The sequence below is a fragment of the Streptomyces sp. CNZ301 genome (assembly GCF_004217425.1).
On record NZ_SHLG01000001.1, the window covers coordinates 1,393,379 to 1,407,408 of the forward strand.

The window sequence follows — 14,030 nt, forward strand, 5'->3', positions numbered from 1 at the left end:
GTGAGGCGGCCCTTCTGCCGCGCGCCTGCCACTTGTACACCGCTGCGCCCCCCTGCCACCCCCACAGGAGCCGTCCGTGCGCTTCGACGCCACCGGGAAAGTCACGCTCGACCACATCTACAACGGGCCCGATCCCCGTGCCTACTTCAGGGAACTGCGCGAACTCGACTACTGCGTCCCCCAGCAGGCCAAGCCCTACTTCGCGAAACTCATCGAGGAGTACCGCGACGCGCGGCAGGTCGCCGTGCCGAAGGTGCTCGACATCGGCTGCTCGTACGGCATCAACGCCGCTCTGCTCAAGTACGACGTGACGATGGACGCGCTCTACGCCCGCTACTGCGACGAGCACCTCGCCGCCGGGCCCGGCGCCGGTGCCCGTGCCGAGGAGACCTCCGAGGCGCTGCTGGCACGCGACCGCAGGCTGGCGCGTTCGCACACACCGGCGCGTCCGGTCCGCTTCGTGGGTCTGGACACCTCCGGCAGTGCGCTCGGGTACGCGCTCGAAGCGGGGTTCCTCGACGACGCCGTCCATGCCGACCTGGAACAGGACGACCCGTCACCGAGGGCGCGCGCGCAGTTCGCCGGCACGGATCTGGTCATCTCCACGGGCTGCATCGGCTATGTCACCGAGCGCACACTTACGCGTATCGTCCGCTCCACGGGCGACCGGCGGCCCTGGATGGCGCACTTCGTGCTGCGCATGTTCCCGTTCGACCCCGTCGAGCGGGCGCTCGAGGAGCTGGGATACAGCACTGTCTGTGCCGACGACGTCTTCCGGCAGCGCCGGTTCGCCTCTCCCCAGGAGCAGACGCAGGTGCTGGAGACGATGAAGGAAGCCGGAGTCGACGCGGACGGCCTGGAGGCCGACGGCTGGCTGTACGCGCGGCTGTATCTTTCCCGTCCGAGCGGAACCGCGGGATGGCCCTGGACCCCGGAACGTCTCGCGCGGGAGACCGCTGCCGGGCCGCCCCGAGAACCAGCCGCGCCCGCCGCACCGGCCGGACACACAACACCCACCGACGAACCGGAGTGAGAGCGCAAGTGAACACCAGTCAGGGAAGCGCGAGTCACGGAAGCGCGACGACCAACCCCACCTTCGCGCAGGAGGACTCCCTGCCGCGCGTGCCGCTGCCCACGCTGGAGGCCAGCTGCGAGAGGTTCCTCGCCTGGTGCGCGCCGCTGCTCTCGCCGGGTGAACTCGCGGCGTCCGAGGCGGAGGTGAGGACCTTTCTCGACCCCGAGGGGCCGGGGCGCGTGCTCCAGGCAGCTCTGGAGGAGTACAACTCCGCGGAGGGCGTGCACAGTTGGCTGGACACGTTCTGGCCCTACCGCTATCTGGGGCGGCGTGACCGCATCGCCCTGAACGCCAACTTCTTCTTCCTCTTCAGGGACTCGGACGAGACGCAGGTGGAGCGGGCGGCCGGACTCGTCGCCGGTGCGCTCGACTTCAAGCGGCAGATCGACGAGGAGCTGATCCCGCCCGTGGTGCAGCGGGGGAAGCCGCAGTCGATGGAGCAGCTGAAGTACCTCTTCTCCAGCACCCGCATCCCGGGCGTGGAGCAGGACATTTCACGCACGCCCTACTCGCCGGAGCGGCCCGGCCCCTCACGGGAGCGGCACATCCTGGTGTTCTTCCGCGGCAACATCTTCCGGATGGACGTCATCGGTCAGGACGGCGCCCCGCACAGCCTGGAGGACCTGCAAGCGGGGCTGCGCGAGGTGATGAAGGCGGGTGCCGAGCGGGCGGCCGGGGGAACCTCGGTGGGCCACCTCACCACCATGGCCCGCGCGGAGTGGGCGAAGGCCCGGGCGTCTCTGCTGGACTGCGATCCGGACAACGCGGAGTCCCTGCGTACCGTCGAGGACGCGTTGTTCTGCGTGTGCCTGGAGGACTTCGCGCCCTCCGGCGTCCAGGAGGCGTGCGACGAGCTGCTGTACGGGGACCGGGGCAACCGCTGGTTCGACAAGGCCGTGTCGTTCGTCGTCTTCGAGGACGGCCGTGCCGGGCTGAACGTGGAGCACTGCCAGCTGGACGGCACCACGATCCTGAGTTTCGTCGACGCGCTGCTGCCCGTGCCGGCGGTGGTGCACTCCGAGCAGTCCGGTGCGCGCACCCAGGGGGCGCCGGACGTACGGCCCGTGGAGTTCCGTACCGACGACGCGTTGCGGGAGCAAGTGCGTTCCGCAGCGGCGGAGTTCGCGGAGTACGGGCAGAGCACCGCGACGCGCACCGTCTCCTTCGGTGACTTCGGAAGCAACCACGCCAAAGCGCTCGGGGTCTCCCCCGACGCCTTCGTGCAGGTCGCTTACCAGCTGGCCCACAAGCGCGCCAAGGGCCGTCTGGGCGCCACGTACGAGTCGATCGCCACGCGGCAGTACAAGCACGGCCGTACGGAGGCGATGCGCGTCGTGACCCCGGAGATGTACGCGTTCGTCGACACGATGGAGGACCCGGAGGCGGACAGGGAGACCCGGCGCCTCGCCTTCCAGGCTGCCGCGACCGCGCACGTGGCGCGCGCGAAGGAGTGCCAGGCCGTGGAGGCCCCCGAACAGCACCTGTGGGAACTGGAGTTGATCCAGCGCCGCCGCGGTGCGGAGCTCGGTGTGCACGAGCAGCCCTCGCTGTACCGCAGCGCGGGCTGGCTGAGGATGCGGGAGGACTATCTGAGCACCAGCTCCGCGCCGTCCACCAACATCCAGTTCTTCGGGTTCGGTTCGACGAGCAGCCGTTGCATCGGCGTCGCCTATGTGCTGCTTCCGGAGCGCTTCAACCTCTACCTGAGCACGCCGCTCACGGTGGCGGACCAGATGCACACCTTCGCGGACAGGCTCCGCGAGGCCGTGACCGAACTTCGGGAGCTGCTGGCCGGCTAGGGCCTCGTCCAGCGGGAGCGATCAGCAGTGGGCGGGCCGTCGCGGGACGGTCCGCCCGCGTGCGGTCGGGTCACTCCCGCGCGGCGCGCGCAGACGTCAGCGAGGCGTGCAGCGGTTCGAGCCCCACCAGCAGGCTGTGCAGGGCGAGTTCGAAGCTGTCGGTGTCGATCTCCTCGGCGTGGGCCGGGATCAGGTGTGCCTGCACGAGGTTGGGATAGCGCTCGAAGTAGACCCGTGTGTCATCGGCGAAGCCGCTCGCGAAGGGCGTGGTGGCGGCCCCGATCACGAGGTACTTCACGGACGCGGCGATCATCGTCGCGTGCCGCGGGGGCCAGCCGGCTCCGACGAGCCCGCCGTGCACGGCGTCGGCCATGGCCAGGAAGTCCTCGCGCCTGCCGGTGCCGGCGGCCACGACCGGGGCGGCGTTGGGGTGCCTGCTGAGCGCGGCGTGGTACGACCTGCCCCACGTCTCCAGGCCCTCGCGCCAGCCGCGTTCGAAGCCGGAGGTGTCGACCTGGCGGGTGAGCAGGTTGGCCACGGCGTCCAGCACGGCGTCCTTGTTGGGGTAGTGGCTGTAGAGCGACGCGGCCTTCACATCGAGCTTCAGGGCGAGGTTGCGCATGGAGAGTGCGCCGATGCCCTCGGCGTCGATCAGTTCCAGCGCGGTGTCACGGATCCGCTCCCGGCTGAGCAGCGGCGATTTCGGGCGTGGCATCGGGGACTCCTTGTGAAAACTAACGCCGTAAGGTTAACGTACCCGGAGACAGAAACCTAACGCTGTTAGAAACAGATGAGGAGATCGCCGTGCCGCCCGTGACATCCCAGACCCCGCTCGGACTCTTCGGCACCGAGGCCCTGATCGGCGAGGAGGACCGCGCGATCCGGGACACGGTGCGGCAGTACGTCGAGGAGAAGGTCAGGCCCCGGCTCGCCGACTGGTACGAGTCCGGCTCCGTCCCCGCACGCGAACTGGCCAGAGAACTGGGCTCGTTGGGCGTGCTCGGCATGCATCTGGACGGCTACGGCTGCGCGGGCACCAGCGCCACCGCCTACGGGCTGGCGTGCATGGAACTGGAGGCCGGCGACTCCGGGCTGCGGTCCCTGGTCTCGGTGCAGGGCTCCCTCGCCATGTTCGCGATCTGGGAGTACGGCAGCGAGGAGCAGAAGCAGCGGTGGCTGCCGTCGATGGCCGCCGGTGACGCCATCGGCTGCTTCGGCCTGACCGAGCCGGACTTCGGCTCCAACCCCGCCGGCATGCGCACACGCGCGGTGCGCGACGGTTCCGACTGGGTGCTGGACGGCACCAAGATGTGGATCACGAACGGGTCCGTCGCCGACGTCGCCGTGGTGTGGGCGAAGACGGACGACCCGGGGAACAAGGTCCGCGGATTCGTCGTGCCGGCGGACACTCCCGGATTCTCGGCGCCCGAGATCAAGAAGAAGATGTCGCTGCGCGCGTCGGTGACGTCCGAACTCGTCCTGGACGGCGTGCGGTTGCCCGAATCGGCGGTGCTCCCCGGCGCCGTCGGCCTTTCCGGCCCGCTCTCCTGCCTCAACGAGGCGCGCTACGGCATCGTCTTCGGCGCGCTCGGCGCAGCGCGCGACTGCCTGGAGACCGCCCTCGACTACGCCCGCCAGCGGGAGATCTTCGACAAGCCCCTCGCCGCCTACCAGCTCTCGCAGTCCAAACTCGCCGACATGTCGCTGGAGTTGGGCAAGGGGATGCTGCTGGCGCTGCATCTCGGCAGCCTCAAGGACGCCGGTACGCTCCGTCCGGAACAGGTCAGCCTCGGCAAGCTCAACAACGTCCGCGAGGCGATCGGCATCGCCCGCGAGTGCCGCACGATGCTGGGAGCCGCCGGGATCACCCTGGAGTACCCGGTCATGCGGCACGCCAACAACCTGGAGTCCGTGCTCACTTACGAGGGCACCTCCGAGGTGCATCAGCTGGTGATCGGCCAGGCGCTCACCGGCGAGGCGGCGTTCCGCTGACCTGACGCCGAACGGCCCACGGCGCGGCCGCGGTCGGCCGCCGGCCCGCCTACCCGGCGGGGGCGTCCCGCCGGGCAACGAGCTGGACATTGCGCGTGGTGTGTCCGTGGAGCGTGGCGGTCGTCCCCGTACGCTCCTCCGCGACGGTGAAGCCGTTGCCGTGCAGCAGCGCCCGCAGCTGCTCGGGGCGGTGGTGGCGGAAGAGTCCTCCGTCCGGCGTGGAGAACGTGCCGTAGGCGCGGTACGGGGCCGCGGCGACCGCCTCCGCGTAGCGCCGCGAATGGCGTTCGTCGTCCTGCAGCGGCACATCACTGAGGTAGAGCACGCCGCCCGGCCTGATCAGCCGGGCGAGTTCGGAGACGAGCGCGTTCTGGTCGGCGTCGCCCGGGACGACGCCGAGCACGACGAACAGCAGGGCCGCGTCGAAGGAGTTGGCGGCGAACGGCAGCGGCAGCGCGCTCTGCCGGGTCAGCGTCAGGCCCGGGTGTTCACGTGCTCCGCGCTCGATCATCGCCGCGGAAGGGTCCACGCCCTGCACGTCGCGGTAGCCGAGCTCCTCCAGCTGCGCGGTCAACCGCCCGTAGCCGCAGCCGTAGTCGAGGATCCGGGCGTCGCGGGGCACATACCGCTCCAGCAGCGCGTGGTCGAGCGGATGCGTGAACGTCATCGTCGCGCCGGCGGTCTCCCAGTACGTGTGCACGGCCGGGCGCGCGGAACCGGCCGAAGCGGCGGAACTCACCGAACCCGGGGAACCGGTGGAACCGGCCGAATCGGCTGAACTGGCGGAAGGGCCCATACCGGAAGCGTAGCGACGGAGCACCCCGTGCCGCTGGAATCCGGCCCTTCGGTGACCGGGCCGAACGGCGCGCTCGAGGCGACCGCCCCTGCCGCGGTCATGCTCGTCAACCGCCGCCTCGTGCACCGGTGTTCGCCTCCGGACGGCGCGGCGCGTGCCGCGCAGGCCTGTGGGCCGTGCTCCCGGTCCGGGAGGGCACGGCCCACAGGTTCCGCGTCCGCGAGGGCGGGGCTCCGACTCAGCCGAGCGACGCGAGCGCCTCGTTGAAGATCTTCGAGGGACGCATCACGGCGGACGCCTTCGCCGCGTCCGGCCAGTAGTAGCCGCCGATGTCCGCGGGCGAACCCTGCACCGCGATCAGTTCGTCGACGATGGCCTGCTCCTGCTCGCCCAGGGTGCGGGCGAGGTCCGCGAAGGCCTCGGCGAGCTGGGTGTCATCGGTCTGCCGGGCCAGCTCCTGCGCCCAGTACAGGGCCAGGTAGAAGTGGCTGCCGCGGTTGTCGAGGCCGCCGAGCCTGCGCGTCGGGGACTTGTTCTCGTGCAGGAAGGTCGCCGTCGCGCGGTCGAGGGTGTCGGCGAGGATCTGGGCGCGCGCGTTGTCCGTCTTCTGCGCGAGGTGCTCGAAGCTGACCGCGAGTGCCAGGAACTCACCGAGGCTGTCCCAGCGCAGGTAGTTCTCCTTGACGAGCTGCTGCACGTGCTTGGGTGCCGAGCCGCCCGCGCCCGTCTCGAAGAGCCCGCCGCCGTTGATGAGCGGCACGACCGACAGCATCTTGGCGCTGGTGCCCAGTTCCAGGATGGGGAACAGGTCGGTCAGGTAGTCGCGCAGCACATTGCCCGTGACGGAGATCGTGTTCTCACCGCGGCGGATGCGCTCAAGGGAGAACGCGATCGCGTCGACGGGCGCCATGATCTCGATGCGCAGGCCGTCGGTGTCGTGCTGCGGCAGGTACTGCTCGACCTTCGCGATGAGGTTCGCGTCGTGCGCACGGCCCTGGTCGAGCCAGAACACCGCGGGGTCGCCGGTCGCGCGGGCGCGGCTGACGGCGAGCTTGACCCAGTCCTGGACGGGGACGTCCTTGGTCTGGCACATGCGGAAGATGTCACCGGTGCTGACGGCCTGCTCCAGTACGGCGTTGCCGTCGCCGTCGAGGACCCGCACGGTACCGGCGGCGGGGATCTCGAAGGTCTTGTCGTGGCTGCCGTACTCCTCGGCCTTCTGCGCCATCAGTCCGACGTTGGGCACGGAGCCCATCGTGGCCGGGTCGTACTGGCCGTTGGCGCGGCAGTCGTCGATCACGGCCTGGTAGATGCCGGCGTAGCTGCTGTCGGGGATGACGGCGAGGGTGTCCTGCTCCTCGTCGTCCTTGTTCCACATGTGGCCCGAGGTGCGGATCATGGCCGGCATGGAGGCGTCGACGATGACGTCGCTCGGCACGTGCAGGTTGCTGATGCCGCGGTGGGAGTCGACCATCGCCAGATCAGGGCCCTCGGCGAGCTCCGCCTCGAAGGACTCCTTGATCTTCGCGCCGTCGGGCAGGGACTCGAGGCCCTTGAAGATGCCGCCCAGACCGTCGTTCGGGGTCAGTCCGGCCCCGGCGAGGGTCTTGCCGTACTCCGCGAACGTCTTCGGGAAGAACGCGCGGACGACGTGGCCGAAGATGATCGGGTCCGAGACCTTCATCATCGTGGCCTTCAGATGCACCGAGAACAGCACGCCCTCGGCCTTGGCGCGTGCGACCTGCGCCGTGAGGAAGTCACGCAGCGCCGCGACGCGCATCACCGAGGCGTCGACGATCTCACCGGCGAGCACGGGAACCGACTCGCGCAGAACCGTGGTACTGCCGTCGTCGGCGGCCAGTTCGATGCGCAGGGAGCCGTCCTCGGGGACGATCACGGACTTCTCGGTGGAGCGGAAGTCGTCACCGTCCATGTGCGCGACGTTCGTCTTCGACTCCGGCGACCAGGCGCCCATGCGGTGCGGGTTGGACCGGGCGTAGTTCTTCACCGACGCCGGTGCGCGGCGGTCCGAGTTGCCCTCGCGGAGCACCGGGTTGACGGCGCTGCCCTTGACCTTGTCGTAGCGGGCGCGGATGTCGCGCTCCTCGTCGGTCTTCGGCTCGTCCGGGTAGTCCGGCAGCGCGTAGCCCTTCTCCTGAAGCTCAGCCACGGCCGCCTTCAGCTGCGGGATGGAAGCCGAGATGTTCGGCAGCTTGATGATGTTGGCCTCGGACGTCCTGGCCAGCTCACCGAGGTTCCCGAGGGCGTCCTCCACGCGCTGCCCGGGCTCCAGACGCTCTGGGAACTGGGCGAGGATGCGCCCGGCCAGGGAGATGTCGCGGCTCTCGACACCGACCCCCGCCGTCGAGGCGTACGCCCTGACCACAGGCAGGAACGAATACGTCGCCAGGGCCGGGGCCTCGTCGGTGTCCGTATAGATGATGGTCGAGTCAGTCACCGGTACTCCGCTCCACGTGCTCCACGTCTACATCGTCTCGATATCAAGATATCTGGTCCCGCCGCCTCCCCGTCCACCCGCCCCCGGCACCGGAAGGGAGGCGAGCGGCAGGCGTTTCTGCTCGGGGCCGGATCGGACCACCCGGCATGACCGGCATATCGGATCCGGCGCCGCTGCTGCTTTTCCTGCCGGCCAGGAAGGAAGTGACCGTGTCACGGGCCGAGAAGGCCGCGGCCGGAGGCTGTCACACTGACCGGCCGTTCCCACGAGACAGCCGCGCTCTGGCCAAACCGGCCGTCACGCTTGATCATGGCTGCCGTCGTCCGACCGAACACCTCTCCCTGCCGGAGCCCGCATGCCCTTCGACATCGACCTCTTCCGCGCGCAGTTCCCCGCTCTCGCGACCGGAACGGCGTTCTTCGACGGGCCCGGCGGCACGCAGACGCCCCGCGCGGTCATAGAGGCCGTCGCGGGAGCGCTCGCCGGGCCGCTGTCCAACCGCGGCAGCGGCAACCCCGCGGAGCGCAACGCGGAAGCGCTGGTCGCCGAGGCCCGGCAGGCGCTGGGCGACCTGCTCGGCGCGGACCCGCGCGGTGTCGTCTTCGGCCGCAGCGCCACGCAGCTCGCCTACGACTTCTCGCGTACGCTCGCGAAGTCCTGGTCGCCGGGCGACGAGGTGGTGGTCACACGCCTGGACCACGACTCCAACGTCCGCCCGTGGGTACAGGCCGCCGAGCAGGCGGGTGCCACCGTGCGGTGGGCCGAATTCGACCCTGAGACCGGCGAGTTGACGGCGGAGGCCGTCGGCGCCGTAATCTCCGATCGCACCCGGCTCGTCGCGGTCACCGGTGCCTCGAACCTGATCGGGACGCGTCCCCCGATCCCGGAGATCTCCCGGCTGGCGCACGACGCGGGCGCCCTGCTCTACGCCGACGGCGTCCACCTCACCGCGCACTCCCTCATCGATCTGGAGGCGCTGGGCGCCGACTTCTTCGCCTGCTCCCCCTACAAGTTCCTCGGCCCGCACATGGGAGTGCTCGCCGCCCGCCCGGAGCTGCTGGAGACGCTGGCCCCGGACAAGCTGCTGCCGTCCACCGACGCCGTCCCGGAACGCTTCGAGTTCGGCACTCTGCCCTACGAACTCCTCGCCGGAGCGCGCGCCGCCGTCGACGTCCTCGCGGCCCCCGGAGCGCACCCCGAACGGGACCGCAGGGAGCAACTCGTCGCCGCCTACTCGATGCTGGAGAAGCACGAGGACGCGCTGCTGCAGCGGCTCGAGAACGGCCTGGCGGAACTCCCCGCCGTCCGCAGCCACTCGCGTGCCGCCCTGCGCACGCCCACGCTGCTGCTGACCTTCGACGACGGCCACAACACCCCGGCCGCCGCACGCCACTTGGCGGAGCGCGGCATCAACGCCCCGTCCGGCTCCTTCTACGCGATCGAGGCCTCCCGCCACTTGGGTCTCGGCGATGCCGGAGGGCTGCGGGTGGGCCTGGCCCCGTACAACGACACGGAGGACGTGGACCGGCTGCTGGAGGGGCTGGCGGACTTCCTGCGCTGAGCGGGCCGAAGCACGGCGGACTGAACGCCTGGAGGAGGCCGAGGCGAGCTCCGGGGCAGTTCCGCGACAGCGCCCCCGCCGCCCCGGGGCCCGCTCGGGATCTGCCCCGGGACCGGCCGGGCCGGGTTGAAACCACACCGCTCGCAAGTTGACAACTACCGCATGCGGCCCCGAGCCCCTGGCTACATTTGACGGTGACCTGCCAACTGTGCGTCCCAGTCGGCGTCCGGGTGGCAAAAAACGAGGGAACGCGTCGTGATTCCGTCGAGGGGGCCGACGATGGCAGCACTGAAGTGCTCCAAGTGTGGAGCGCGAATCCAGCTTGACGGCACGTCGTCGTGTTCGTGCACGCCCGCGGCCACCGGCCGCAACGACGTCTCAGCCTTCCAGGCATTCCGGCCCCGCCTGAAGGCCTCGTCCCGGCAGCTCGGAGCGGGCACCGCCGGACGGTCCTTCGAGAGCGCCCGCAGGTCCCTGGACCGACGCGGCAGGGGTGTCGCCGTGGGCGTCGCCGCGGCCGTCGCGCTCGGGACAGTCGCTTTCAGCGTGGACGCGATGAATTCGGGCTCGTCGGTGCAGGGAGGCGGCAGGCCCGCCGTCTCGGTCTCACCCGACCCTGACATGGTCGCGCGGGAGGCGGCGGAACGCTCCGACGGGCAAGGCGCCCCCGAGCAGCCGCAGACGGGCAATCCCCCGCCGTCCATGGACGACGACGGCATGCGGCCCGCGGGCGAGGAGCAGGAGGAGCACCCCGGCTCGCAGCCTCCCCCGTCGGATGACGGGACGCCCGCTCCCTCCCCTTCGGGGGACGACGCGGGCGGCGCCGCGCAGGGCGGCTCCACCGGCGACCCGGGCGGCGGCGACGAGGGCGACGCGGGTGGCGACACCGGCGACGGCGGCGCGTCGAACGCGGGCGGCTCGCAGGGAGGCGGCGACCAGGACGAGGACGACGACGGCGGCCTGCTGAGCGGCCTGTTGGGCTTCCTGTTCGGAGGCGGCGGCCAGGACGACCGCGACGCCGGCAAGGACCAGGGTGAAGCCGCCGACCACGGAGGCGGCAAGGGCGACGGCGGCGGACCCCACGGAGGCGGCGGCCACAAGGGCGGCGGCGGAGGATCCCACGGCGGCGGTGCCCACCACGGAGGCGGGGGCCGGCACTAGCCAGGGCCGGCCCGGTTCTCGTCGGCACCGCCGTCCTCGACGCCCGCGAGGCGCTTCAGGACTTCCTCCTCACACAGGGCGCCCGCCAGGCCGGCGGCGTACGCGTCCTCGGCCGGGAGCCCCAGCCGCTCCGCCACCTCGTACTCGTGGTCGAGGTCGGTGCCGAACATGGCCGGATCGTCCGTGCTGACCGAGCACAGAACTCCAGCCTCACGCAACCGGGGCAGCGGGTGAGCGGAGAGCCGTTCGACGACTCCTGTGCGCAGGTTCGACGTCGGACAGACGTCGAGCACCACGGCCCGCTCCGCCAACTCGGCGACCAGCGCGGAGTCGTCGACGGCGCGGATGCCGTGACGCAGTCTTACGGCGCCGAGTTCGAGGGCTTCCCGGATCGATTCCACGCCGGCTGCTTCTCCCGCGTGCGGCACGAAGGCGAGTCCCCCGTCCTGCGCGATCCTCACAGCCCTCCGATACGGCTCCAGAGGGCCTTGCAGCTCATAGCCTCCGATTCCCAGGCCCACCACGCCCCGGTCCCGGTAACGCACCGACACCCTGGCGCACTTCTCCGCCAGCTCCACCGGACAGCCCCGGTAGAGGTCCGGCGTGAACCGCACCGTCAGCCCGAACCGCTCCTGCGCCTCGACGGCTCCTTCGCAGTAGCCCGTGTAGATCTCGTCCCAGCCGATGCCGTGAGCCTCCACACGCTCGGCCGGGGAGAAGATCGCCTCGAGATAGACCGCGCCGTGACTCCGGGCCTGCTGCGCGTAGTCGACGACCACCTGCCGGAAGTCGTCAGCGGTCCTCAGGCAGTTGGTCGTCATGATCCACACGTCGATGAAATGGCGGAAGTCGGTGAATCGGTAGAGCTCCTCCAAGCCGCCGACCGTGTCGGCCGGCAGTGACTCGCCGTTGCGGCGGGCGATCTCCAGCAGCGTCGCCGGGCGGATCGAACCTTCCAGATGAACGTGCATCTCAATCTTCGCGGATGTCACGGCCCTGAGCTTTGCACAAGGACGCCCTGCCCACCGGCGCTTCGGCGCCAGAGGCCACCCGCGGTACGGCGGTGCGCAGGAGTTGCGCCGCACGTGCCGATTCGTGGGCGAGTGCGGGTGCGGGTGCGGAAAGTTCACGCGTGAATGAGCCTCCGCTGCCTGGGCACCCGGGCGCGGAAGCCGACCCGCGCGTTGGAGGCATCCCCGTGCTCGCCGCCATCACCGGCGCGATCCGGACCGTGATCTCGGCGGTCCTCCCGCACGGACGGCCGGATCCGGGACAAGCGCACCCTCACCGCGCGGGGAGCGCGCCCAACTCTCCGAACGCGCCGCGCAGCTGACGTTCCACACGGTGAAGTCATCGCCGAACAGCGCACATCGGGGAGGTCCGCACACCGCGGGCCTCCCTTCCGCGTCAGAAGCGGCGCGGCCTCAGAAGCGGCGGTCAGCCTTCACGCCGTCGACAAAGAGCCTCCAGGACCCCGCCGGGACGACGACGGCCGGGCCATCCGGAACCTTGCTGTCACGGACGGGCACCACGCCGGGAAAACCGTCCGCCACCTCCACGCAGTCGCCGCCCGCCTGATTGCTGTGACTGCTCCTGCGCCACACGGCGCCGCTGAACCCTGGCCGGGACACTGACTCCACGGTGGTAGCCCTCCATCACGCAGCGAATCATGTCGAGCGACATCTTGGAGGGCAGGGCCATGGCCCGCAAGCGGTCATAAATCGCCGAGTACCGTTTGACCTCGGCCAATTCCTCGATGAGTTGGCCGTAGTCGGAACCCTCCAGGTAGGCCACCTCGGTGTCTTCCGGAAGGTCCAGGATCGTCAGAGAGCCCCCCATCGCCTCGTGTTCGCCTTGGTCGAACGGCAGCACTTGGATCGTGACTCCAGCTTGGGCGTTGGCCGCCAGGAGGCGGGTCAATTGGTCGTGCATCACAGCGCGGCCGCCGATGGGACGTCTGATCACTGCCTCATCGAGTACAACCCACAGATCTGGGTGATCGAGTGCCTGCAGCCGTTCTTGTCGGCCCATGCGCGCAATGACTCGCTCCTCCAACTGCTCAGCGCTGGTCGGCGATGGATCGACGCTCAGCACCGCCCGCGCGTACTCCCGCGTCTGCAGCAGACCGGGCACCACGTGCGCCGCGTACTGGCCGATGATCACCGCCCGGGCCGAGTACGCCATGAAGGCGCGGGACCAGTCCGGGAACGTCTCACGGTGGACGTACGGCCAGAGGTCGACCAGCAACCCGTCCGCATCGAGGGCGTTGTCGAGCGCACGAGCAAGCTCCAGCGTCGGCTTCGCACCGGAGGCGCGCTCGACCTGGGTGATGCGCGTGCTGACCACGTGGGTTCCGCGGCCCAGTTCCGCCTGCGTCATGCCCGCGGCCGTACGCAGCTTGCGCACCCGCGAGCCGAAGAGCGCGGCCATGGACGAGGCGGGATCGATTTCGTTGGCCACGGCCTTACTTCCGTTCCTTACGACCACCGTTGTAAGCCTTCGGCACCTTTTGAGGATAGGCCCGCCCGACGATCCTTGAGTACGGAAAGTCACGAATCATGAACCGAATCGGGATGACGCACAGTGCTCCACGCGACGACGAACGAACAGCCGGACCCCGAAACGGGACCACAGCCTGCCCTTCACCTTCACCGGGCCCCGGAACCGGACTCGGCTCAACTGCTGACGTTCGCCATGCAGTTCACGTCCTCGCCCCGGGGAGCGCGGCTTGCGCGGCGGCTCGCCGTGAAGCGGATGGACCAGTGGGGCTGCGCACCCGCGTCCGACATCTCGTGCAGCGTGGCGCTGCTGGTCGGTGAGCTCACCGCCAACGCGGTCTGCCACGGCCGCGTCCCGGGGCGCGACTTCGCGCTCCGACTCGCTCTCGACCCGAAGACGGGCGCCGTCCGTATCGAGGTCTCGGACGCCGACCCGGAGCCTCCGCCCCGCCTGTCCCGTCCACCCGGGACCGGACGACGAATCCGGCCGCGGACTGCTCCTCGTGGACTTCCTGGCCACCCGCTGGGGCACATGGCCCCCGTCACCCCGTGGGGAAGACCGTCTGGGCGGAGGTCGAACGAGAGCCGTGGACCTGGGGGATCTGGTGAAAGCCGTGCGGCCGCCCGCACCGCGACGGACCGGCGGTGGCGCCCGTCAGCGGCGGAACGCGCTCCGGTGGCCGGACTCCT

Annotated in this window: 11 protein-coding genes and 1 pseudogene; 6 read left to right on the forward strand and 6 right to left on the reverse strand. The window is 70.2% G+C overall.

Translation table 11 applies throughout. The annotated features are described in order from the left end of the window. The first annotated feature begins 76 nt into the window (after positions 1-76). Both EV375_RS06255 and EV375_RS06260 read left to right on the forward strand, forming a co-directional pair. Positions 77-1,033, forward strand: coding sequence for a class I SAM-dependent methyltransferase (locus tag EV375_RS06255; RefSeq protein ID WP_130298561.1), 957 nt, complete (start codon positions 77-79; stop codon positions 1,031-1,033). 8 nt (positions 1,034-1,041) lie between these two features. Continuing rightward, positions 1,042-2,874, forward strand: a complete 1,833-nt coding sequence (locus EV375_RS06260) for a choline/carnitine O-acyltransferase (protein ID WP_486588319.1) — start codon at positions 1,042-1,044, stop codon at positions 2,872-2,874. Positions 2,875-2,944: 70 nt separating this feature from the next. Here EV375_RS06260 and EV375_RS06265 read toward each other — a convergent pair whose 3' ends face one another. Then, positions 2,945-3,589, reverse strand: coding sequence for a TetR family transcriptional regulator (locus EV375_RS06265; RefSeq protein ID WP_130298563.1), 645 nt, complete (start codon positions 3,587-3,589; stop codon positions 2,945-2,947). Positions 3,590-3,687: 98 nt separating this feature from the next. Here EV375_RS06265 and EV375_RS06270 point away from each other — a divergent pair, with 98 nt between their 5' ends. Continuing rightward, positions 3,688-4,866, forward strand: coding sequence for an acyl-CoA dehydrogenase family protein (locus tag EV375_RS06270; protein WP_130301652.1), 1,179 nt, complete (start codon positions 3,688-3,690; stop codon positions 4,864-4,866). Between the two features lie 49 nt (positions 4,867-4,915). On the opposite strand, the gene EV375_RS06275 is transcribed toward EV375_RS06270, so the two are convergent. Together EV375_RS06275 and EV375_RS06280 are read right to left on the reverse strand one after the other, a co-directional pair. After that, positions 4,916-5,662, reverse strand: a complete 747-nt coding sequence (locus EV375_RS06275; protein ID WP_130298564.1) for a class I SAM-dependent methyltransferase — start codon at positions 5,660-5,662, stop codon at positions 4,916-4,918. Positions 5,663-5,900: 238 nt separating this feature from the next. Then, the gene (locus EV375_RS06280; RefSeq protein ID WP_130298565.1) at positions 5,901-8,120 is read right to left on the reverse strand and encodes an NADP-dependent isocitrate dehydrogenase; all 2,220 of its coding nucleotides are present in this window, start codon (positions 8,118-8,120) and stop codon (positions 5,901-5,903) included. Positions 8,121-8,475: 355 nt separating this feature from the next. Here EV375_RS06280 and EV375_RS06285 point away from each other — a divergent pair, with 355 nt between their 5' ends. Together EV375_RS06285 and EV375_RS06290 are read left to right on the forward strand one after the other, a co-directional pair. Further along, on the forward strand, positions 8,476-9,681 hold the full coding sequence (locus EV375_RS06285; protein WP_130298566.1) for a cysteine desulfurase-like protein: 1,206 nt from the start codon (positions 8,476-8,478) through the stop codon (positions 9,679-9,681). 279 nt (positions 9,682-9,960) lie between these two features. Continuing rightward, positions 9,961-10,842: a hypothetical protein gene (locus EV375_RS06290; protein WP_130298567.1), complete on the forward strand. Its 882-nt coding sequence runs from the start codon at positions 9,961-9,963 to the stop codon at positions 10,840-10,842. On the opposite strand, the gene add is transcribed toward EV375_RS06290, so the two are convergent. From add to EV375_RS06305, 3 genes are all read right to left on the reverse strand, one after another. Then, a complete protein-coding gene (gene add, locus EV375_RS06295) occupies positions 10,839-11,834 on the reverse strand; it encodes an adenosine deaminase (RefSeq protein WP_130298568.1) in 996 nt (331 codons plus the stop codon). The two genes, EV375_RS06290 and add, sit on opposite strands and share 4 nt — an antisense overlap. A 432-nt stretch (positions 11,835-12,266) precedes the next feature. Beyond that, positions 12,267-12,401: a DUF397 domain-containing protein gene (locus tag EV375_RS29565; protein WP_486588320.1), complete on the reverse strand. Its 135-nt coding sequence runs from the start codon at positions 12,399-12,401 to the stop codon at positions 12,267-12,269. Further along, the gene (locus EV375_RS06305; protein WP_130301653.1) at positions 12,358-13,272 is read right to left on the reverse strand and encodes a Scr1 family TA system antitoxin-like transcriptional regulator; all 915 of its coding nucleotides are present in this window, start codon (positions 13,270-13,272) and stop codon (positions 12,358-12,360) included. Before EV375_RS06305 ends, EV375_RS29565 begins: the two co-directional genes overlap by 44 nt. A 264-nt stretch (positions 13,273-13,536) precedes the next feature. Between EV375_RS06305 and EV375_RS29570 the strand changes: the two are divergent. After that, positions 13,537-13,949, forward strand: a pseudogene (locus EV375_RS29570) (ATP-binding protein). Positions 13,950-14,030: the final 81 nt, after the last annotated feature.

Coding starts and splice junctions, on each gene's coding strand:
- EV375_RS06265 (WP_130298563.1), bottom strand. CDS start 3,589: ATGCCACGCCCGAAATCGCCGCTGCTCAGCCGGGAGCGGATCCGTGAC.
- EV375_RS06275 (WP_130298564.1), bottom strand. CDS start 5,662: ATGGGCCCTTCCGCCAGTTCAGCCGATTCGGCCGGTTCCACCGGTTCC.
- EV375_RS06285 (WP_130298566.1), top strand. CDS start 8,476: ATGCCCTTCGACATCGACCTCTTCCGCGCGCAGTTCCCCGCTCTCGCG.
- EV375_RS06290 (WP_130298567.1), top strand. CDS start 9,961: ATGGCAGCACTGAAGTGCTCCAAGTGTGGAGCGCGAATCCAGCTTGAC.
- EV375_RS06305 (WP_130301653.1), bottom strand. CDS start 13,272: ATGGCCGCGCTCTTCGGCTCGCGGGTGCGCAAGCTGCGTACGGCCGCG.